Raw genomic sequence first — 20,432 nt, forward strand, 5'->3', positions numbered from 1 at the left:
CAGCCCCAAGGGGTCAGGCGCTGCACGCAACCGCATGTTCGGTGATCGGCTTGACCGAGGGCTTCACCAGCGTCTGGCGAAGACCTTCCTCGCGCCGCGCCGAGGCGACGCTGGAGCTCGCGCTGGAGCGCGAGGCCAGGAAGGCGGACGGATCCCGAAGCCAGGAGGTGGCGAGCGCGCCTTCCACATCCGAACGGACGAGGCCGATGTCCTTCAATCCGCGCTCATCGAGCTCCGTCAGTTGCAGGATCTCGCGGCGGTGAACGATCGCTTTGGTCAGGGACACCACGCCGGCGAAAACCGTGGTCGTGACGCGCGTGGCGACGACCGAGACGGACGCAAACGACTTCGTGGCAAAGGTCATGAGCAGCATGACGGCCTCCTGGGGTTCAAAAGCGACGGGCATCTCCGATTTTGCCCGGACGCACCGCTGGCAAAACCTGAGCATGACCAAAGGATAGCTTTTGGCTGGCCATAAGCCAAACGAATGCTTATGATGCTTCACAGCACGGATATTGATGAACCGGGAATGGGGGCCGCCATGGCGCATGTGCTCGATGCCGACCAGTTGAAGACCTTCGTCGCCATCGCCGATACCGGCTCCTTCACCCGCGCAGCCGAGATCGTCTTCAAGACGCAGTCGGCCGTCTCGATGCAGATGAAGCGCCTGGAAGAGCGCGTCGGTCGGCCGCTTTTCGGGCGTGACGGGCGCCACGCCAAGCTGACGGAGGACGGTGAGCGGCTGCTCGATTATGCCCGCCGAATCGTCAGGCTGAACCTCGAATGCGTCGCGAGCTTCACCGACGCCGATCTCAAGGGCCGGATCAGGCTGGGCGTGCCCGACGACTATGCCGACCGCTATCTGCCGGAGATCCTCGCCCGTTTCGCCCGCTCCAATCCGCGCGCGGAGGTCACCGTCGTCTGCGAGCCGACGCCGATGCTGGCCGAGCGCATCGCCACCGGGGATATCGACCTCGCCATCATCACCCATGTCGAAAGCCGCGGCCAGGGCGAGATCATCCGGATCGAGCCGCTGCTTTGGGTCACATCGGCGCGCCACGGCGTGCATGAGGAGGATCCGCTGCCGCTGGCGCTGGGCCGCCCGACCTGCAACTGGCGTCAGGCCGCGGTGGAGGCGCTGGAGACCAAGAGCCGGCGTTTCCGCGTGCTTTATGCGAGCTGGAACTCGACGGCGGTGGGCGCGGCGGTGGTGGCGGGCCTTGCCGTGTCCGTGCTGCCGGAGAGCGCCGTCAGGCCCGGCATGCGCATCCTGGGACCAAGCGAGGGGTTCGCGGCGCTGCCATCCTGCAAGATCGGGCTTTTGCGCACGCGCTTCGACCCCTCGGTGCTGTCGAACGCGCTGGCCGAGCACATCATCCAGAGCCTGGACAACCTGCAGAGCTTCAAGACGGCGGCGGAATAGCGCGCCTGCGTCAGCTCTTGAAGCCGGCGGCGGCCTTGGTGAAGAAGTCTATGACCGATTGGCCGATCAGGGTCGCGCCGGTGACGATGACGATCGAGATCAGGCCGGCGATCAGGCCATATTCGATCGCCGTCGCGCCTTGTTCGGCGGCGGCGAAGTCCCGAAGATATGTCCTGACGCGCTCCATACTGGCGATAATACCCGCCAGAATCGGCTAATTCGTTAACACGCCCCGGAAAATCCTCTTGAAAGACCTGATTTCCCGAGCGTTTCAGTCCATTCAGATCGCAAGCTCGCTGAAGGCCGGCTCGATCCTCCCGCCCCATTTTTCCGCGTAGCGCGCCGCGAGGTCCTGGGCGAGCGTGCGGTCGCCCGCGACGATGGCGTCGACCGGATCGAGGAACATCGTCTCGTCCTGTCCCGCCGCATCCTTCCGCGCCCGACGGGCGAGACCGGCGCGCGACAATGCCAGCACCTCGACCGCCAGATCGCGCAGCGTGCGTCCGGCGATGGTGGCGGCAAGACCGGCTTTGGGCACCGCATCGCGCAGGGCCTGGCGCTCCTCGTCGCTCCAGCCCTTGACCAGATCCCAGGCGCCGTCGAGCGAGGTCTGGTCGTAGAGCAATCCGACCCAGAAGGCCGGGAGCGCATTCAGCATCTCCTCGGGACCAGCGTCGGCGCCGCGCATTTCGAGGAAGCGCTTCAGCCTGACTTCGGGGAACAACGTGCCGAGATGGTTCGCCCAGTCGGAAATGGTGGCGTGCTCGCCGGGCAGTTGCGCCAGCTTGCCGGCAAGCAGATCGCGGAACGATGCGCCGGCGACGTCGTGATAGGTCGCGCCGCGCTTGACGAAATACAGCGGCACGTCGAGCGCCCAGTCGACATAGGCCTCGTAGGACATCGCCTCGTCGAAGGCGAAGGGGATCATGCCGGAGCGGGCCTTGTCGGTGTCGCGCCAGATCTCCGAGCGCATCGACTGGAGCCCGTTGAGCTTGCCCTCGGTAAAAGGCGAGGCGGCGAAGAGGGCCGTCGCCAGCGGCTGCAGGGCCAGCGAGACCCTGAGCTTCCTGACCATGTCGGCTTCGGTCGAGAAATCGAGGTTCACCTGCACCGTGCAGGTGCGCAGCATCATGTCGAGGCCGCGCGTGCCGACCTTGGGCATGTAGTTCATCATGATCTTGTAGCGGCTTTTGGGCATCACCGGCGTCCGCGCCCGCGTCCACAACGGCGAATGGCCGAGCAGGGCGAAGCCGATGCCGTGCGGCGCCGCCACTGCCTTCGTGTCGGCGAGATGGCCGGCGAGTTCTTCAGCGGTCTGGTGCAGCGTCTCGACCGGCGCGCCAGACAGCTCGAACTGGCCGCCGGGCTCCAGCGAGATCGCGCCGCCGCCATCGGGGCCAGCCAGGCCGATGATGTGGCCGGCATCGACGATCGGCTCCCAGCCAAGCGTCTCCTGCATGCCTTCCAGCAGATGCCGTATGCCGCCGCTGCCGGGGCGACCGTCATAGGGCACGGGCGAGAGGTCGTCCGTGTAGAACGGGAATTTCTCGTGCTCGGTGCCGATCCTGAAGGCGGAGGGCGGCTTTTCGCCTGCCGCAATCCAGGCAATCAGTTCGGCCTTGGACCCGATCGGGGTCGAATCGGACACATCGCGAGCCATGGGCGCTCCGGCGCAGAGGGAGAAGGCAGCCAGGCTTCCCTCCACGCAAGCGGCGCGAACGGATCAGGCATCCAGATGCGCCAGACATAGGCGAGCGCCCGGCGCTCGACAACGACCCCGGCCGCGCGTTGATGCAAGAGCGGTCCATGCGTCAACGCAAGGCAGCGCGGCTGACGGTCTTGCGCCAGCGCCGAAATCCGATGCCTTCAGGCCGCGCCACGCATCGGCTCGCGGCCGGCATGCGCCAGATCCGCGCCATCGAGACGGGTCTGCGACGACAGCCAGTCGACGACCGCTGAAAGCCCGGCCGCTTGTCCGCCGGCGCGCGAGCGCGCTTCCTCGAAGACCGCGAGCTGGATATCGGCGCTGGTGCCGCCATTGGCGATCGCGCGGCAATGGGCGAGATCCTCGGCGCAGTCGAGCGCCGCCGCGTCGTCCGCCAGCTGCGCGACGAGATCATCGATCAGGCTCGGCACGGTGCGCATGCTGCGGCTCTGTGCGCAGATCAACCCGCCATGGCTGCCGTAGCGCTGGGCCCGCCAGATATTCTCCGCCGCGATGGCRCGGGAGGCTGCGGTGAGATCGGCATTCAGCGCCGGGTTGCGCCGGAGATGTCGGACGAGGCAGCGATAGAGCGCGGCGATCGCGAGCGTGTCGTCGAGACGCGTGCAGCTGTCGGCGATGCGAAGCTCCAGCGTCGGGTGCTTTTCAGAGGGGCGAATCGCCCACCAGACATAGCTCGCATTCTTGATTGCGCCGGCCGCGACCATCGTCTCGACGTAAGTTCGATAATCGGCGGGATCGAGGAAGAGCTCGGGCAGGCCGGTGCGCGGAAGCTCGGCATAGGCCGCGAGACGGTAGCCCATCAGGCCGGTGCGCTGCCCCTGCCAGAAGGGCGACGAGGTCGAAAGCGCCAGCAGCAGCGGCAGATAAGGCAGGATGCGCACCATCAGGCGGATGCGTTCGTCCTCATCCTCGACCTCGACATGGACGTGCAGGCCGCAGAGCTGGTTGCGGCTGCCCAGCATCTGGAGATCGCGCATGATCTTGTCGTAGCGCGCGGCCTCGGTGGCGCGCTGGCGCGACCAGACGGCGCTGGGATGGGTGCCGCAGGCGAGCAGCAGCATGTCGTGTTCGAGCGCCACGCCGGCCAGCCCCCGGCGCAATTTCGTCAGCGACTCCCTGGCCTGCGCCATCGATTCGCAGACGGGCGTGGCGACCTCGATCTGCGATTGCAGCATTTCGCGCTGGGCCTCCTCGGGAAAGCGCTCCTGCACGGCGGCGATGAATGCTGGCGACACCTTGCGGACGACGTTGCGGGTGGTGGCGTCCGACAGGAAGTATTCCTCTTCGATCCCGAAGCGGCAGGCGTCGTCCATGGCGTCATCCTCGTCAGGCGAATCATTGGAGGCCGTGCCGGGGCCACCGCGCTTGCGGCATCGCGAGCCGGCCGGGCGCGCCAGCCTGACCGTCAATGAGTCGACAATGCGGCTCCAGCGCGAAAACGCCCGAGACGCCCCGACGTTCCCTGTCAGCCGCGCGGCCAGTCGCCGAGCACGGCCTGAACCAGCGCCAGCGCCGCCACCGCCGCCGTGTCGGCGCGCAGGATGCGCGGCCCCAGCGATATCCGCAGGGTTTTGGGGCGTTGCAGGATGCGCGCGCGCTCGGCCTCGTCGAAACCGCCTTCGGGCCCGATCAGCACAGCGAGCGGCGCAGGGGTGGCTTTGGCCAGGGTTTCGAGCGGGCTTTCCCGCGCCATCGCCTCGTCGCAGAAGACCAGCAGCCGATCGGGATCGAGCGCATCGAGCGCCGCATCGAGCCCGCATTCGGGCCGGATGTCGGGCAGTGAGAGGATGCCGCACTGCTCGGCCGCCTCGACCGCGTTGGCGCGCAGCCGGTCGAGATTCAAACGCGAGACCTGCGTCCGCCTTGTCAGCACGGGCTGGAGCACGCCGGCCCCCATCTCGACGGCTTTCTGGGCGATATAGTCGAGGCGCGCATGCTTCAGCGGAGCGAAAAGATAGTGCAGGTCGGGTGCCGGCGGCTGGGGACGAAGCTGCTTCACAAGCGTGAGGCTGGCGGATTTACGCCCCTCCGCCGTGATCGCCGCCAGCCATTCGCCGTCGCGGCCGTTGAAGACGATGACGCTGTCCTCCGTCTTCAGGCGCAGCACGTTGAGGAGGTAGTTCGCCTGCTCGCGCTCCAGCGGCAAACGGATGCCCGCGCCAAGATCGGCCGGAAGGCAGAGGCGGTACCGGGCGAAGTCGATCTCGGTCGGCGAATTCAATGTGGGAAGCTCCGCAATTTGCTGTTTCCTGTCGAAGCCAACGCGAAAACCGCCACATTCCCGGCCTATCGGCAAGATCGAACGGTGAGTTCGGCGGAAGTGCCGGCTCATGGATAGACTCGCCCCGGCGCTTAGCGCTAACACGGCGGGGCTGTTAAGAACATCGCGGGGCGCGAATGCCCGCGGCACAGTCAAGGGCGGAGATGGGTACGATGCAACGCAGCATGGCTTCGGGAGTGATCGCGACGCTCGGCCTCGTGGCGGCTTCGGTCTTCAACGCTGCGCCGGCCCAGGCCCAGGCGTCCGGCTGCGACCAGATGCAGAAACTGCTGGCGGACCGGCAGGCGATCGTCGGCAGGCTGAACGCCGCCTCGAAGGCGAAGCGCAAGCTGACGCCGGCCCAGGCGTGCAGCACGCTCGGCAGCCTCGTCAGCAATGGCAACGAAGCGCTGAAATTCGCCGGTGCCAACCAGGACTGGTGCCAGATTCCACCGAGCTTCGTCGAGGGCATGAAGGCCGACAACGAGCGGGCCGCCGGCATCCGCAACCAGGCCTGCAACGCGGTAAAGCAGCAGGCCATCCTGCAGAAGCGCGCCCAGCAGCAGGCCCAGCAACAGCAGCGCGGCGGCGGCAATATCTTCGGCGGCGCCGACGCCATCACGGGCGGCTCGCTGCGCGTTCCCCAGGGCGCACTCTGATTTTTCGGTGAGACCGGTGCCCGATCCAGCGACCGCGCCGCAACCGGACGCACCGCTGCCGGACGCCTTGCGCGGCCATTGGGTCGATACCTCAGCGCCACCGGCGTTGCGGCCCTATCTCAAGCTCGCGCGGATCGAACGGCCGATCGGCTGGTGGCTGCTTTTGCTGCCGTGCTGGTGGGCGGCGGGCCTTGCCGCCATCGCGGCCGGGCAGCCCTTTCCCAATCCCTGGCACTGCCTGCTGTTTCTCGTCGGCGCCATCGTCATGCGGGCCGCCGGCTCGACGTTCAACGACATCGTCGACCGCAAGCTCGACGCTCAGGTGGCGCGCACGCGCGGACGGCCGCTGCCTTCGGGCCAAGTCACGACGAAGGCCGCGGCGCTGTTCATGGTCGGGCTGTCGCTGGTCGGTTTTCTGGTTCTGCTCCAGTTCAACCGCTTCACGATCTGGACCGGCATCGCCTCGCTGACAATCGTCGCGATCTATCCGTTCATGAAGCGCGTCACCAACATGCCTCAATTCGTGCTCGGGCTTGCCTTCTCATGGGGCGGGCTCGTCGGCTGGAGCGCGGTCTTCGGGCGGCTCGACCCGCCGGCCTTCCTGATCTACGCGGCAGCCGTGGTCTGGACCATCGGCTACGACACGATCTACGCGCTGCAGGACATCGAGGACGACGCCATCGCCGGCATCAAGTCGAGCGCGCGCTATTTCGGCGAGCATGCGCGGCAGGCGATCGGAGGCTGCTTTGCGCTGGCAGTCCTGCTGGCGGCCTGCGCGACCTGGCTGGTGGGCGGTGGCGTCCTGGCCTGGCTCGGCGTCGCGGCTTTCGCCGGCCATCTCGGCTGGCAGGTCGCGCGGATCGAGGGCGTGACGCCCGCATTGGCGCTGAAGCTGTTCCGCTCGAACGACAAGGCCGGCCTGCTGCTGGCGGCAGGCTTTGCTCTCGATGCGCTGGTGCGTTTCGGGCTGCGGTGACGGAAGCTCGCGTCTCCCTGCATGACGTGACGGCCGCCACGGTCCGCAGCATCTGCGCGCTGAAGGTCTTCGAAGCCCAGACCGGTTATGTCGCGCCCAATGCGATCTCCATCGCACAGGCATATTTCGAGCCGGCCGCCGAATTCAGGGCCGTCCATGCAGGCGAAATCCCGGTCGGATTTATGATGTGGCGTCCGGCCGGCGAGCCAGACGCCCGCTATCTCTGGCGCTTCATGATCGATGCCGATCATCAGGCCAAAGGCTATGGCAGGGCGGCGCTGGCGCTGGTGTTCCAGATGCTGCGCGCGCAAAATGCCCTGCGCATCAGGACCAGCGTCGTTCTCGGACCTGCAAGCCCGCTCGATTTCTATCGATCGGTCGGCTTTCGGGAGACGGGCGAAGTCCTTCCCAACGGCGAAAGCGTCCTGGTGCTTGCGCTTTAAGGGAAGGCGTTTTTCGATCAGTCCGTCAGGCGTTCGCCCGCGACGATGACCGGACGCTCGGCCAGGCGGCCGGTCTTGCGGCGCACGAGGAAACGCGGGCGGCGTCCGTTCAGGAAGGAATGACGCCGCCTGATCCTGACCGCGCCGAGCGCGAGCCGGCCCAGTTGCGGATAGGGTTCGGAGATCGCGCCGTCGCTGGTCTCGAGCAGCAGCGGCAGGCCGCTGGAGCGGCCGCAATCGCGCCAGAGCGCCACGGCATCGTCCTGATCGACCACCGCGATGGTGATCGAACGGCCGTCGCCGGCGGTCAGCGCGAGCTCGAAACGCTCCTCGTCATGATCGCCGGGGGCCAGCCGCATGGCGATGCCGCGCCAGCCGGGATTGCCCCGCAATATCCTGACGGAGGCGATCCGCTCGATGCGCGGCGCATCAGCCTGCGCCGGCATCGGGTTTTTCGGAACGGTGGTCGGGTGTGTCGGGCAGCCGGAGAGATCAGGCGCAAAGCCGACCTCTCCGGCAGCCGGCGTGACGCTGGCCATCGGTTTAAAACGCCTCTCTATGTCCCTGCCGCTACGGAGCCCTCTGTAAGTCCGGGGCTCTCGTGCTTGCAGGTCGAGAGTTGCGTCCAAGCCCTCTCCGAGCGCTTAAGGCGGAGGGTTAAAGGAGCGTGATTTGAGGTCCAGAGACGCCTGAATGGCCTGTTTCCTGCATGATGCTTGACGGAATCTTTCGGTGGGCGGGCGCATTTTCAGCTTGTAACCGAAGCATGGCCATTCGATACGGAACCCATGATGAGTAGCTCCCCGATGCCCATCGCCTCAGATCTGCTGCCTGCCGTTCGCGACAGTTGCATCGAGGCCGGAGAGATCGCGCTTGCGCTCTTCCGCCCGGGCGAGAAGACGGCGGCGAAGACCTGGTCGAAGAGCGGCGGCTCCCCGGTGACCGAGGCCGATATCGGCGTCGACACCTTCCTGCGCATCAGGCTGTCGGTGATGCTGCCCGACGCCGCATGGCTTTCCGAGGAAACCGTCGACGATTCGCTGCGCCTGACGCGCCGCTTCGTCTGGGTCGTCGACCCGATCGACGGCACGCGCGCCTATATGGCGGGATCGCCGGACTGGGCGGTCTGCGTCGCGCTGCTCGACGACGGCGTGCCGATCCTGGGCGTGGTGCATGCGCCGGCCTGCAACGCGACCTACACGGCCGTGCTCGGCGCCGGAGCCTTCCTGAACGGCGAAGCGATCTGGACGTCGACCGTCTCGACGCTGGCGGAAGCGCGCATCGCCGGCCCCAAGCCGATGCTCGATGCGATGGCGCGGCTGGAGGCCTTCATGCCGGCCGACAAGATTCCCTCGCTCGCGCTGCGGCTGGCGCGGATCGCCGACGGAACGATCGATGGCGGGCTGATCTCGCCGGACGCACGCGACTGGGATCTCGCCGCCGCCGATCTGATCCTGCGCGAAGCCGGCGGCCGGCTCTGCAGCAGCGACGGTCATATCGCGATCTACAACTGCGAGACGCCGGTGCATGGCCTGCTCGTCGCCAGCAGCGACAGTCTCGCGGAGCCGCTGCTGCAAAGCCTGCAGCGCATGCGCGACGGACAGTCGCAGCGCATCTGAGCGTCATCATCGCGACGGACCGGGAATTGCAGAACACAGCGCGGCGGCACTCGCACCGCAGGAGCGAATGGCTTATCTGCTGCCGCGCCGACATCGCCAAGGCTGGAGAACCGATTTGGAACCCGAACAGAAGCAGCTTCTCCATCTCGTCATCGGCGGCGAACTGAGTTCGCTCGAAGGCGTCACCTTCAAGGACCTGTCAAAGGTCGAGGTGGTCGGCGTCTACCCGAACTACGCCAGCGCCCATGTCGCCTGGAAGTCGAAGGCGCAGGCGACGGTCGATCAGGCGCAGACGCGCTATTTCATCGTCCATCTGCATCGCCTGCTCGATCCCGAGCCGCCGAAGATCTGAGGCCGGGACCGGCCAAAGGCCATCCGTGGGCATGATATCGCCCGAAAGCGGGTTTCCACTTTCCCCCATGATGCTCTAGGCCATGGCCGGAGCGGGCGCAGCGCGCGTTCGCCGGGCCACGGCCCCTTTGTCACCGATCGGTTCCGTCACCAGCGATGGGTTTCTCCATTCTCAAGACGCGCGCGGCGCAGGAGACGCTCGGCCGGATGCTGGCGGGCTATCTCAAGCTCGTTCGCGCGACGAACCGCTTCGTGGTCGAGCCCGCCGACATCTATGAGAAAGTCCGGCCCGAACTGCCGCTGATCATCGCGATGTGGCACGGCCAGCACATCATGATCCCGTTTTCCCGACCCAACTGGATGCCGGCCTGCTCGCTGGTCTCGCGCCATGGCGATGGCGGCTTCAACGCGGTGGCGCTGCGCCAGCTCGGTATCGGCGCGATCCGCGGCTCAGGCGCGCTCGGCAAGAAGATCAGGGAGAAGGGCGGGGCCAGCGCATTTCTCGCCATGGTCCGCAGGCTGGCCGCCGGCGATACCATGGTGCTGACCGCCGACATCCCAAAGCGCGCGCGCGTCGCCGGGCCCGGCATCATCCAGCTCGCGCGCGCCTCGGGCCGGCCGATCCATCCGATCGCGGTGGTCACCAGCCGGCGGATCGACTTCAAGAGCTGGGACCGCGCCTCGATCGGACTGCCCTTCGGGCGCGGCGCGATCGTCGTCGGCGAGGCCATCCATGTCGACCGCCATGCCGACGAGGCGGCCGTCGAGGCGGCAAGGCTCGCTCTGGAGGCCGGGCTCGATGCCGTCCACGCTCGCGCCTATGCGCTGATCGGCGCGAGCGACCCCGGCGAAGGCCTGCGGCAGGCCTACCCGCCCGTTCGTGCACCCGCGGGCGAAGCGGCATGATCGGCAAAGGCTCCATCCTGCAGGGCTACCGCGTGCTCAGCGCCCTGCTCGAACCTGCTGCGGCGGGGCTTTTGGTCTGGCGACGGCGGCGCGGCAAGGAAGACCCGACGCGCTTTGCCGAGCGACGCGGCTATCCCGGTGTACGCCGCCCCGACAAGACGCTGGTCTGGCTCCACGGCGCGAGCGTCGGCGAGACCGTGACGCTGCTGCCGCTGGTCGAGAAGCTGCAGCGGCGGGGGCTCGCCGTGCTGGTGACCTCGGGCACCGTAACTTCGGCGAAGCTGCTTGCGGCGCGGCTGCCGGCCGGGGTGATCCACCAGTACCTGCCGCTCGACGTTCCCCGCTATATGCGCCGCTTCCTCGACTACTGGCGGCCTGAGATCGGCCTGATCTGCGAATCCGAGATTTGGCCCAACCTCATCATCGAGGCGAAGGCGCGCATGATCGCGCTCGTTCTGGTCAATGCCCGGATGTCGGAGCGCTCTTTCAGGCGCTGGTACAAGGCGCCGCAGACCTCGCGCTACCTGCTGTCGGGCTTCGAATGCTGCCTCGCCCAGTCGCAGGGTGACGGCGAGCGGCTGGCGCAGCTCGGCGCGCCACGTGTCTCGATCGCCGGAAACCTGAAATTCGACGTGCCCGCCCCGCCCGCCGACGCCAACACGCTGGCGATCCTCGACGGTCTGACGACCGGCCGTCCGGTCTGGATCGCGGCGAGCACGCATCCCGGCGAGGAAGAGCAGATCATCTCCGCCCATCTCGGCATCAAGGCGCATCTGCCGAAGCTCCTGACGATCATCGCGCCACGCCATCCCCAACGCGGCGTGGAGATCGAGGAGCTCGCGCAGGCCAATCGCGTCGCCGTGGCGCGACGCGGCGCGGGCCAGCAGCCGGAGCGCGATGTCGAGCTTTATATTGCCGACACCGTGGGCGAGCTCGGGCTGTTCTACCGGCTGTCGCAGGTGGCTTTCCTCGGCGGCTCGCTCGTGCCGGTCGGCGGGCACAACCCGATCGAGCCGGCCAAGCTCGGCTGCGCCTTGCTCCACGGCCCCCATGTCGGCAATTTCGCCGAAATCTTCGCAGCCTTCGACAGCGACGGCGGCTCGCGCGAGACGCCCGACGTGCAGGCGCTGGCAGGCGCCGTGCATCGCTGGCTCAGCGACCCGGCCTCGGCGCGGCAGGCGGCGCGCGCAGCGGCCCAGACCAGCGGCCAGCTCGGCGGCGCGCTTACCCGGACGATGCAGGCGATCGAGCCGCTGCTGATGCGCGTCGCGATCGGCCAGCGCGAGGCGGCCTCCTGATGCGTGCGCCGGAGTTCTGGTGGCGGCCACGCCCCGGACTGCTGGCGCGCCTGCTGCAGCCGCTCGGCTGGATCCATGGCGCGGTGACGCTGGCGCGAATGCGGCGGAGCGGCGTCGATGCCGGCCTGCCCGTGATCTGCGTCGGCAATTTCATCGCGGGCGGCGCCGGCAAGACGCCGACGACGATCGCGCTGGTTGCCTTGCTGCAGGCGCGCGGCGAGACCCCGTTCGTGCTGACGCGCGGCTATGGCGGAACGCTGGCGGGGCCGATCGAGGTCGATACCGCCCTGCACGGTGCCGAAGCGACGGGCGACGAGGCCTTGCTGCTCGCCCGCCGCGCCCGCACCATCGTGGCGCGCGAACGCCCAATGGGCGCGAGGTTGGCCAAGGCGCAGGGCGCAAGCGTCGTCGTGATGGATGACGGGCTGCAAAACCCGTCTCTGGCCAAGACCCTGCGTATCGCCGTGGTCGATGGCGGAAGCGGCGTCGGAAACGGTTTGTGCCTGCCGGCCGGCCCCCTGCGCGCGCCGCTCGCCGGGCAGCTTGCGCAGACTGATGCGCTCGTGGTGATCGGCGCGGGCGAGCCGGGCGAGGCCGTCTCCCGCATGGCACGGGATCACGGCCTGCCGGTTTTAAAGGCCAGCCTCGAACCGGCGGCCGGGATCGCCAAGCGCCTGGCCGGGACAAAGGTCATCGCCGTATCGGGTATCGGCCGCCCGGCCAAATTCGTGGCAACGCTCGAAGCCGCCGGCGCGACGATCATCGCGCAACGCGCCTTCGGCGATCATCACGCCTATGGCGCTGGCGATGTTGCAGCGCTGATCATTGAGGCAAAACAGCGCGGTGCGCTGATCGCGACGACGGAGAAGGACATGACCAAGCTCGATCCGCTCTGGCCTGCGGCCGAGCGCGACAGGCTGCTCGTCGTCCCCGTCGCGTTGCGGTTCGACCAGCCGGGACAAATCACCGCACTGATGGATCAGGCCCTGCCGAAGCGCTGAGCGCTCAGGCCCGGCCGGCGCGCCGCAGCCTCAGTTGGACGGCCTCGGGCGAGATGTAGGCTTCCTGCCATTCCACCGACCAGTAGCGCAGGTCCTCCAGCCGGATCGGCGCGCCCGTCACCGCGCAGCGCACGAAGGCGCCCGGCCGCACGACGCGAAACTCGCCGTGACCATAGTCGAGGGCGGCTTCGGGTCCGGGGCTGGGCGGGCGCTCGCTGATATTCATTGTGAATGCATCGAAACCGTTGATCATGAAACGGATTATCGAAATAATCCGAGCCCTGTGATAGCGTTCCCGTCGATGATGTCCAGCCTCATGCGCCTTGTCGCTGCCCTGACCGGATTTGCTCTGCTTGTCTCCTCGGCCGCCTGGGCCGGCGGGTACGAGCGCGTGCGCATCCCGATCGAAGATGGCCAACTGGACGCCATCATGTACCGCCCGGCAGGACCAGGCCCCTTCCCCGCCGTCGTCGCCATGCATGGCTGCAACGGCCTGTGGCGCAGCGACGGCAGGCTCTCGCTGCGCCATTCCGACTGGGGCGAGCAACTGGCGGAGGCGGGCTTCATCGCGCTGATGCCCGACAGCTATGGCTCGCGCAAGCTCGGCTCGCAATGCGGCGTCAAGGACGTGACGGTGCGGCCCAGCCGCGAGCGCGTCGGCGATGCCGCAGCCGCCCGCTACTGGCTGCAGATGCGAGACGACATCCGCAAGGATATGATCTCGCTGATGGGCTGGTCGGGCGGCGGCTCGGCCGTTCTTGCAGCCATCCGCAAGGACCGGCGGCCGGCCGACACCAAGCCCGACTTCCTCCGCGCCATCGCCTTTTACCCCGGTTGCCGCCTGCAATCGGAATCCGCCAGTTTCGCGGCGCGCCTGCCGGTGCTGATCCTGATGGGCGACGCCGATGACTGGACGCCGCCCGCGCCCTGCGATGTCCTCGCCCAGGAAGCAAAACGGCGCGGCGAAAAGGTGGAGCTTGTGCTCTACCCCGGCGCGCTGCACGATTTCGACCATCCCCGCCTCGAAGTGCGCGAGCGTTCCGACATCGTCTATTCGGCGACCGGCACGGGCAAGGCGACGGTCGGGACCAACCCGGCCGCGCGGGAGGATGCGCTGAAGCGGGTCAAGGCTTTCCTGAAGGGGTTCTGACCGGGATCTCGGTCAGAACAGATCGCCCTGCCCGGCTTTCGGCGCGTCTTTGCGCGACGGACGCACCGGCCTCGATGGCGGCTCGCCCCCGCCAGAGACGAACGCGGCGAAAGCGCCGTCGCTGACCTGAATGCTGAGCCCCTGCCCCGGCTGCGCTTGCGCCACGCCGCGGATCAGCGCGCCCGTCTCGTCGCGAACCAGCGCATAACCGCGCGCCAACACGGATTGCGGGCCGAGCGAGGTGATCAGGCCACCCAACGCGTTGAGACTGCCGCGACGGCGCGCGACACCCTGCCCGAAAGCGCGCCCGCCTCGATCCGCCAGAATGCCGAGGCGCTCCTGCCGGCGCACGAGGCTTTGGACAAAGGCGCGGCTGACACGCTGCGCGAGATCGTCGATGCGCTCTCCCGCGCGCGCGACCCGCAACCGTTCCGCACGCAGCAGGGCATCGCGGCCCGCGCGCAGGCGGCTCGACAGGCCATCGAGCCTCGCGGCATAGCCGGCAAGCCGTGCAGTGGGTGAATGCCGGCCGAGCCGCTGCGCCAGGCCGGCCAAACGCGTCTCATGGGCGCGGGCATTGCGCGCCAGGGCCGGAGCCAGCCGCGTCGCCGCCAGATCGAGGCGTTGGCGCGGGCCAGACAGCACCGCCTCCGGCGCGGGCAGCGCGCGGGCGAGCGCGCGCAAATCGCTGCGGCGGCGCTCGGACAGGCGGCGCATCGCCCCGGCCTGCCGGCGCGAGAGATCAGCAAGCTGCGCCATCAGTTCGCTGCGGACGGGCACGACTTTCTCGGCCGCGCCGGTCGGGGTCGGCGCACGCAGATCTGCGGCGTGGTCGATCAGGGTCCAGTCTGTCTCATGGCCGACCGCCGAGACCAGCGGGATCAGCGAGGCGGCGGCCGCGCGGACCACGACCTCCTCATTGAAACCCATCAGATCTTCGAGCGAGCCGCCGCCGCGCGCGACGATGATGACGTCGGGGCGCGGCATGCGCCCGCCCTCCGGCAATGCGTTGAAACCGGCAATGGCGTTGGCGACTTCCGCTGCGCTGGTCTCGCCCTGCACGCGCACCGGCCAGACCAGGACATGGCGCGGAAAACGATCTTCCAGCCGATGCAGGATGTCGCGGATGACCGCGCCCGTCGGAGACGTCACGACGCCGATGACGCGGGGCAGATAAGGAATGAGTTGCTTGCGCTCTTCCGCGAACAGGCCTTCCGCCGCCAGCCGTTTGCGCCGCTCCTCGAGCAACGCCATCAGCGCGCCGACGCCGGCCGGTTCCAGCGAATCGATGATGATCTGGTAGCTCGACTTGCCGGCGAAGGTGGTGATCTTGCCGGTCGCGATCACCTCCAGCCCCTCCTGTGGCCGGGTCTTGAGGCGGCCGAAGACGCCCTTCCAGATCACCGCATCGATTTTGGCGTTCTGGTCCTTCAGCGAAAAATAGACATGGCCGGAGCCGACCGGGCCGCGATAGCCGGAAATCTCGCCGCGCACGCGCACGAAGCCGAAGGCGTCCTCCAGCGTGCGCTTGAGCGCGCCCGAGAGGTCGGAGACCGACCATTCCGGGGCATTGGAGACGGGCGCGTCGGGCGATTCGATGTCCATAGCACGAGCATAACGATGGGGACGCGATAGCTGAAGCGTTGCCCCGCGCTGACCATGCGGTTATTGCGCCACAAGACAGCGGAGAGCGCGATGAATATCCTTCTGATCGGTTCGGGCGGCCGCGAGCACGCGCTCGCCTGGGCGATATCGGCCTCAACCCTGTGCGACCGGCTCTTCATCGCGCCGGGCAATCCCGGCACCGCGCAGTGCGGCGCGAACGTCGCGATCGACATCGCCGACCATCAGGCTGTCGTCACTTTCTGCAAGCTTCAGGGCATCGGCCTCGTCGTCGTCGGGCCGGAAGGACCGCTGGTGGCGGGCATCGCGGATGACCTCGTGGCCGCCGGCATCAAGACCTTCGGACCCTCGAAAGCCGCAGCTCAGCTCGAAGGCTCGAAGGCCTTCACCAAGGAACTCTGCGCCGAATTCGGCATCCCGACGGCAGGATTCGGGCGCTTCACCAGCGCGGCGGCGGCGAAGTCTTACGTCGCCAAACAGGGTGCACCGATCGTGATCAAGGCCGACGGGCTCGCCGCCGGCAAGGGCGTGGTCATGGCCGAGACGAATGCGGAAGCAGATGCTGCCATCGAGATGATGTTCTCGGGTGGCCTGGGAGCGGCCGGCGAGGAGGTCGTGATCGAGGAATGGATGATCGGCGAGGAGGCGAGTTTCTTCGCGCTCTGCGACGGCACGCATGCGCTGGCCATGGCCTCGGCGCAGGATCACAAGCGGGTAGGCGACGGCGACATCGGACCCAATACGGGCGGCATGGGCGCCTATTCGCCCACGCCGGTGATGACGAAGGCTCTCGAAGACCAGGTGATGGCGCAGATCATCGCTCCGACGCTCGCCGGCATGGCGAAGCGGGGAACGCCGTTCAAGGGCGTGCTCTTCGCCGGATTGATGATCACGGCGCAGGGTCCAAAACTGATCGAATACAATGTCCGCTTCGGCGATCCCGAATGCGAGGTGCTGATGCCGCGCCTGAAGAGCGACATCGTGCCGGCGCTGCTGGCGGCCTGCGACGGCGTGCTCAACCAGATCACGCTGCGCTGGTCGGACGAGGCGGCGCTGACCGTCGTGCTCGCGGCGAAAGGCTATCCGGCAAGCCCTGAAAAGGGCAGCGTTATCAAGGGTATCGAGAAGGCCGCGGCGCTCGACGATGCGCTCGTCTTCCACGCCGGCACGAAGCAGACGGCGCTCGACCTCGTCGCCGATGGCGGGCGGGTGCTGAACGTCGTCGGCCTCGGCAACAATGTCAGCGAGGCTCAGGCGCGGGCCTACAAGGCGGTCGATCTGATCGACTGGCCGGGCGGCTTCTGCCGCCGCGACATCGGCTGGCAGGCGGTGAAACGCGAGCGCGAGGGCTGACAAGGCGACCGCCGCCTTATATACTCGACCCAAGTCTAGTATATATACGGAGGCGGCATGACCCTGCTGATCAAGAACGCGGCTACCGACCGGGTCGTCCGAGAGATGGCTCGGCAGACTGGCGAGACCATCGCGGAGGCGGTGCGGATCGCTGCGGAGGAGCGGCTGGCGAGACTGCCCCAACCAAGGCGGCAAGGCTCGATCGATCATGAGAGGCTCGAACGAATCCTCGCGGAGTTTCGCGCCAACCGGATCGAGGACCCGCGCACCGATGATGAGATCATCGGCTACGACGAAAACGGGTTGCCGGTATGACGCGGTCGCTGGCCGTCGATACGTCGGCGATCGTGGCCATCCTGACCGAAGAGCCCGAAGCGTCCGCTTTCAAGGCCATTCTGAATGCCCGCCCCCTGAATCACTGCTCGACCGTCGCTTTCCTCGAGACGTTCATGGTGCTGTCGTCACGCATTGCGCACCTCAACGTCGGCGGGCTCCAGGACGCCCTGCGGACTTTGGCCATCGCCCAGAGGCCCGTCGATGCCGAGCAGTCGGCGTTCGCCGCCGAGGCTTTCCTGCGCTTCGGCAGGGGCCGTCACCCCGCGCAGCTCAATTTCGGCGACTGCTTTTCCTATGCGCTGGCAAAATCGCTGAATGCGCCTCTGCTCTACAAGGGCGAGGATTTCGGCCGGACCGACATCGTTTCCGCCATCACAGCGAGCGCAGCGCCATGAGCAATCTCGACAGCCTTTTCCCCGGCTTCAAGCCGCACTGGATCGACGGCCCGGTCGGCAAGATCTTCGCGCGGGTCGGCGGCGAGGGGCCGCCGCTCGTGCTGATCCATGGCTTTCCGCAGACACATGCCGAATGGCACAGGCTCGCGCCGGAACTTGCCAGGACGCACACCGTCATCTGTCCGGACCTGCGCGGCTATGGCTGGTCGGCTGCGCCCCATGGCGATGGCGGCAAGGCGCTCTACAGCAAGCGCGCCATGGGCGAGGACATCGTCGCCGTCACGCAGGCGCTCGGGCATGCCCGCTTTGCCGTCATCGGCCATGATCGCGGCGCGCGCGTGGCCTACCGGCTGGCGCTCGACCATCCCGGCCGGGTCGAGCGGCTGGCCTTGCTCGACATCCTGCCGACGCTCTCGATGTGGGAGGGCATGAACGCCGCGCGCGCCATGCAGGTCTATCACTGGACCTTCCTGGCGCAGCCGGAACCGGTGCCCGAAAACCTGATCAAGGCCGATCCCGCCGGCTGGCTCGACCACACCATCGCAAGCTGGACGCGGGCAAAAAACCTCGATTTGTTCGACGCGCTGGCGCTGCGCTCCTACGGCGAATCCTTTAACGACCCCGCCCGCATCCACGCCGCCTGCGAGGACTACCGCGCCGGCGCAACGACCGATCTCGACCACGACAGGGCCGATCTCGCGGCCGGCAAGACGATTCTCTGTCCGGTGCTGGCGCTCTGGGGCGAGGCCGGCATCCCGGCCAGGGGCGCAAGCCCGCTGGAGATCTGGCGGGCGACCTTCGCGCCCCAGGCCGAGGGCCAGGCGATCGAAAGCGGCCATTTCCTGCCGGAGGAAAATCCGGCGGCGACGTTGGCGGCGCTGAAGCCGTTTCTGGCGGGCTAAGCTGTGATCGCGCCTCATCGACAGGCCTCGCGGCCTTAACAAGGGGCGCCGTCATTCCGGACAAGCCGCGCAGCGGCGCCGATCCGGAATCCATCGTCGAGCGCTGGCGGCTACGATGGATTCCGGGTCTCCGCTTCGCTGCGCCCGGAATGACGTCGCGGGGAAATGAGCGAAGGTGGACCGTGTTGACGGTTGCACTTTCGCCATTGGCGAACGCAGACTCCGCGCCATGCCACGCGATGCCCAGCTCTCACCCACCCAGCCCGACCACCGCGCCCCCGAACTCGTACTGGTTCTCGGCGCCGGCGGCGCGCGCGGCCTGAGCCATATCCCGGTGCTGGAGGCGCTCGACGAGCTCGGCGTCCGGCCCGTGCTGATCGTCGGCTGCTCGATGGGCGCGATCGTCGGCGCGGCCTATGCGGCCGGCCTCTCGGGCAAGGAATTGCGCGAGCACACGCTCGCCACCTTCAAGGACAGGGCCCGTGTGATCGCGAGGCTGCTCGACGCGCGCATCGGCAAGTTCACCGATCTGATGCGGGGGCTGGGCAACCCCGTGCTGATCGACGGCGAGCGGCTGCTCGACCTGTTCTGGCCGGAAGCGGTGCCCGACCGTTTCGAGGAGCTGAAGACGCCGTTTGCGGCGCTGGCAACCGACTATCATCTCCACGCCGAGGCGATGCTGCGCGAGGGGCCGCTGACGCCGGCCGTCGCCGCCTCGCTCGCCATTCCCGGTCTGGTCAAACCGGTGGTGATCGACGGGCGCGTGCTGATCGATGGCGGGGCGATCAACCCCCTGCCCTATGACCGGCTGCTGTTGCCTGGCCGCATCGTCATGGCGGTCGATACCAGCGCGCCCGCGACCGTCAGCGACACCCGAATCCCCGAGCCGCTGGAGGCGATGGTCGGCGTCAGCCAGATCCTGACGCGGACGATCGTGCAGCGCATGATCGAGCGCCAGCCGCCCGACATCCTGATCCGCGCCGGCGTCGACGGCATCGGTGGGCTCGACTTCTTCAAGGCGAAGGCGATCCTCGAAGCCTCCGAGCCGGTCAAGGACGAGGTCAAGCGAAGGCTGTCGCAGGCGCTCGAACGGCAGGCGTGACCGCATCGGGCTCGTCGCAGCGGAAGCCCGGCAGGGCGTCGGCAAGGGCGGTCTTGCCAGCCCCGGTCAGGATCGCGACGCGGCTGTCCTTCTTGCGCAGCACCCAACCCGTCTCGAAACAGCGGCAGGCCAGTGCCGCGGCGAGGCTGCCGGCGAGATGCGGACGCCGCTCGCTCCAGTCGAGACAGGGGCGCAGGGCGGCGCGGCGGCCCTTGCTGGCTGCAACGGGATCGACGCCGAGCGCGGCGAAGACCGCGACGCCCGAAGCGTTGAGGCCATAGCCGCCCTCGGCCACCGTGAGATGCCCGCTTTCGACCAGCGCATCATGGATGGCGATGCCGAGCCTGCCGGCGAAATGGTCGTAGCAGGTGCGGCCGCGGCTGAGTTCCTCGCCGACGCGCGAAGGCAGGCGGCGGCCGGCGCCTTGCGTTCCCGCAAGCACCATCAGCCCCTCCAGCGCAGCGGCGACCTCCGCGCCGGCCAGCCGGTAATAGCGATGGCGGCCCTGCACGGACACTGCGAGGAGCCCGCCCTGCATCAGCCTGGCGAGATGGCCGCTGGCGGTCTGCGGCGCCACGCCGGCGAGCCAGGCCAGCTCCTTGGCCGTCAGCGCGCGCCCGTCCATCAGTGCGTGCAGCATGTTGGCGCGGGCCGGATCGCCCATCAGATGCGCGATCTCGGCGAGATAGGGTCCGTTGGTGGACATGACGGCCGCTCCCAAACATTTCGCGATTCCCCGCCGTCATTCCGGGCGCAGCGCAGCGGAGACCCGGAATCCATCGTAGAGCGAAGTCGGCCAAAAGTCGGGCCCTACGATAGATTCCGGATCGGCGCGGCTGCGCCGCTTGTCCGGAATGACGGCGCTTGGATGAACGAGACGAATTGGCATCCCCAGCCCCGCCTCAGGCA

Annotated in this window: 24 protein-coding genes; 15 read left to right on the forward strand and 9 right to left on the reverse strand. The window is 67.8% G+C overall.

Annotated features, from left to right (window positions below; translation table 11 throughout):
• Nucleotides 1-13 precede the first annotated feature (13 nt).
• Entirely contained in the window at nt 14-373 is a 360-nt protein-coding gene (locus AC1DZY_RS06065) for a DUF1127 domain-containing protein (RefSeq protein WP_476819187.1), read from the reverse strand.
• Between the two features lie 156 nt (nt 374-529).
• Between AC1DZY_RS06065 and AC1DZY_RS06070 the strand changes: the two genes are divergently transcribed.
• The gene (locus AC1DZY_RS06070) at nt 530-1,423 is read left to right on the forward strand and encodes a LysR substrate-binding domain-containing protein (protein WP_476819188.1); all 894 of its coding nucleotides are present in this window, start codon (nt 530-532) and stop codon (nt 1,421-1,423) included.
• Nucleotides 1,424-1,433: 10 nt separating this feature from the next.
• Here the strand turns inward: AC1DZY_RS06070 and AC1DZY_RS06075 are convergent, their stop codons facing one another.
• From AC1DZY_RS06075 to AC1DZY_RS06090, 4 genes are all read right to left on the reverse strand, one after another.
• Nucleotides 1,434-1,610 carry a Flp family type IVb pilin gene (locus AC1DZY_RS06075; RefSeq protein ID WP_476819189.1) on the reverse strand — a complete coding sequence of 59 codons (177 nt, stop codon included), beginning with the start codon at nt 1,608-1,610 and terminating at the stop codon, nt 1,434-1,436.
• A 93-nt stretch (nt 1,611-1,703) separates the two neighbouring features.
• A complete protein-coding gene (locus AC1DZY_RS06080) occupies nt 1,704-3,083 on the reverse strand; it encodes a glutamate--cysteine ligase (protein WP_476819190.1) in 1,380 nt (459 codons plus the stop codon).
• 206 nt (nt 3,084-3,289) lie between these two features.
• Nucleotides 3,290-4,462, reverse strand: coding sequence for a carboxylate-amine ligase (locus AC1DZY_RS06085; protein WP_476819191.1), 1,173 nt, complete (start codon nt 4,460-4,462; stop codon nt 3,290-3,292).
• 152 nt (nt 4,463-4,614) lie between these two features.
• A complete protein-coding gene (locus tag AC1DZY_RS06090) occupies nt 4,615-5,370 on the reverse strand; it encodes a 16S rRNA (uracil(1498)-N(3))-methyltransferase (RefSeq protein ID WP_476819192.1) in 756 nt (251 codons plus the stop codon).
• Nucleotides 5,371-5,582: 212 nt separating this feature from the next.
• On the opposite strand from AC1DZY_RS06090, the gene AC1DZY_RS06095 reads away from it, so the two are divergent.
• From AC1DZY_RS06095 to AC1DZY_RS06105, 3 genes are read left to right on the forward strand one after another with little or no spacing between them, the layout of a single operon-like run.
• Nucleotides 5,583-6,068, forward strand: a complete 486-nt coding sequence (locus AC1DZY_RS06095) for a hypothetical protein (protein WP_476819193.1) — start codon at nt 5,583-5,585, stop codon at nt 6,066-6,068.
• 16 nt (nt 6,069-6,084) lie between these two features.
• Complete coding sequence (gene ubiA / locus AC1DZY_RS06100) at nt 6,085-7,044, forward strand: 4-hydroxybenzoate octaprenyltransferase (protein ID WP_476819194.1); 960 nt, start codon at nt 6,085-6,087, stop codon at nt 7,042-7,044.
• Nucleotides 7,041-7,487 (forward strand): GNAT family N-acetyltransferase, encoded by a 447-nt coding sequence (locus tag AC1DZY_RS06105; RefSeq protein ID WP_476819195.1) that lies wholly within the window; start codon nt 7,041-7,043, stop codon nt 7,485-7,487. Before ubiA ends, AC1DZY_RS06105 begins: the two co-directional genes overlap by 4 nt.
• A gap of 17 nt (nt 7,488-7,504) precedes the next feature.
• Here AC1DZY_RS06105 and AC1DZY_RS06110 read toward each other — a convergent pair whose 3' ends face one another.
• On the reverse strand, nt 7,505-8,026 hold the full coding sequence (locus tag AC1DZY_RS06110; protein ID WP_476819196.1) for a DUF6101 family protein: 522 nt from the start codon (nt 8,024-8,026) through the stop codon (nt 7,505-7,507).
• Nucleotides 8,027-8,293: 267 nt separating this feature from the next.
• On the opposite strand from AC1DZY_RS06110, the gene AC1DZY_RS06115 reads away from it, so the two are divergent.
• The 5 genes from AC1DZY_RS06115 (at nt 8,294) to lpxK (ending at nt 12,662) form a co-directional block, all read left to right on the forward strand.
• A complete protein-coding gene (locus tag AC1DZY_RS06115) occupies nt 8,294-9,106 on the forward strand; it encodes a 3'(2'),5'-bisphosphate nucleotidase CysQ (protein WP_476819197.1) in 813 nt (270 codons plus the stop codon).
• A gap of 115 nt (nt 9,107-9,221) precedes the next feature.
• The gene (locus AC1DZY_RS06120) at nt 9,222-9,458 is read left to right on the forward strand and encodes a DUF4170 domain-containing protein (RefSeq protein ID WP_476819198.1); all 237 of its coding nucleotides are present in this window, start codon (nt 9,222-9,224) and stop codon (nt 9,456-9,458) included.
• Nucleotides 9,459-9,613: 155 nt separating this feature from the next.
• On the forward strand, nt 9,614-10,363 hold the full coding sequence (locus AC1DZY_RS06125) for a lysophospholipid acyltransferase family protein (RefSeq protein WP_476819199.1): 750 nt from the start codon (nt 9,614-9,616) through the stop codon (nt 10,361-10,363).
• Nucleotides 10,360-11,661, forward strand: a complete 1,302-nt coding sequence (locus AC1DZY_RS06130; protein ID WP_476819200.1) for a 3-deoxy-D-manno-octulosonic acid transferase — start codon at nt 10,360-10,362, stop codon at nt 11,659-11,661. The genes AC1DZY_RS06125 and AC1DZY_RS06130 overlap by 4 nt, the downstream gene beginning before the upstream one ends.
• Entirely contained in the window at nt 11,661-12,662 is a 1,002-nt protein-coding gene (gene lpxK, locus AC1DZY_RS06135; protein WP_476819201.1) for a tetraacyldisaccharide 4'-kinase, read from the forward strand. Before AC1DZY_RS06130 ends, lpxK begins: the two co-directional genes overlap by 1 nt.
• A 4-nt stretch (nt 12,663-12,666) precedes the next feature.
• Here the strand turns inward: lpxK and AC1DZY_RS06140 are convergent, their stop codons facing one another.
• On the reverse strand, nt 12,667-12,888 hold the full coding sequence (locus AC1DZY_RS06140) for a DUF2093 domain-containing protein (RefSeq protein ID WP_476819457.1): 222 nt from the start codon (nt 12,886-12,888) through the stop codon (nt 12,667-12,669).
• A gap of 90 nt (nt 12,889-12,978) precedes the next feature.
• Between AC1DZY_RS06140 and AC1DZY_RS06145 the strand changes: the two genes are divergently transcribed.
• Nucleotides 12,979-13,812 carry a dienelactone hydrolase family protein gene (locus AC1DZY_RS06145; RefSeq protein WP_476819202.1) on the forward strand — a complete coding sequence of 278 codons (834 nt, stop codon included), beginning with the start codon at nt 12,979-12,981 and terminating at the stop codon, nt 13,810-13,812.
• A 12-nt stretch (nt 13,813-13,824) separates the two neighbouring features.
• Here the strand turns inward: AC1DZY_RS06145 and xseA are convergent, their stop codons facing one another.
• A complete protein-coding gene (xseA, locus tag AC1DZY_RS06150) occupies nt 13,825-15,417 on the reverse strand; it encodes an exodeoxyribonuclease VII large subunit (RefSeq protein ID WP_476819203.1) in 1,593 nt (530 codons plus the stop codon).
• Nucleotides 15,418-15,507: 90 nt separating this feature from the next.
• Here xseA and purD point away from each other — a divergent pair, with 90 nt between their 5' ends.
• From purD to AC1DZY_RS06175, 5 genes are all read left to right on the forward strand, one after another.
• Nucleotides 15,508-16,788, forward strand: coding sequence for a phosphoribosylamine--glycine ligase (purD, locus tag AC1DZY_RS06155; protein WP_476819204.1), 1,281 nt, complete (start codon nt 15,508-15,510; stop codon nt 16,786-16,788).
• 57 nt (nt 16,789-16,845) lie between these two features.
• Nucleotides 16,846-17,103 (forward strand): type II toxin-antitoxin system VapB family antitoxin, encoded by a 258-nt coding sequence (locus AC1DZY_RS06160; RefSeq protein WP_476819205.1) that lies wholly within the window; start codon nt 16,846-16,848, stop codon nt 17,101-17,103.
• Nucleotides 17,100-17,519, forward strand: a complete 420-nt coding sequence (locus AC1DZY_RS06165) for a type II toxin-antitoxin system VapC family toxin (protein WP_476819206.1) — start codon at nt 17,100-17,102, stop codon at nt 17,517-17,519. The genes AC1DZY_RS06160 and AC1DZY_RS06165 overlap by 4 nt, the downstream gene beginning before the upstream one ends.
• Complete coding sequence (locus AC1DZY_RS06170) at nt 17,516-18,421, forward strand: alpha/beta fold hydrolase (RefSeq protein ID WP_476819207.1); 906 nt, start codon at nt 17,516-17,518, stop codon at nt 18,419-18,421. Before AC1DZY_RS06165 ends, AC1DZY_RS06170 begins: the two co-directional genes overlap by 4 nt.
• Nucleotides 18,422-18,650: 229 nt before the next feature.
• Nucleotides 18,651-19,523 (forward strand): patatin-like phospholipase family protein, encoded by an 873-nt coding sequence (locus AC1DZY_RS06175; protein ID WP_476819208.1) that lies wholly within the window; start codon nt 18,651-18,653, stop codon nt 19,521-19,523.
• Here the strand turns inward: AC1DZY_RS06175 and AC1DZY_RS06180 are convergent.
• Nucleotides 19,483-20,229 (reverse strand): ArsR/SmtB family transcription factor, encoded by a 747-nt coding sequence (locus tag AC1DZY_RS06180; RefSeq protein ID WP_476819209.1) that lies wholly within the window; start codon nt 20,227-20,229, stop codon nt 19,483-19,485. The genes AC1DZY_RS06175 and AC1DZY_RS06180 overlap by 41 nt on opposite strands.
• Between the last annotated feature and the right edge of the window lie 203 nt (nt 20,230-20,432).

Source organism: Allobosea sp. P2_A10 (assembly GCF_056405115.1).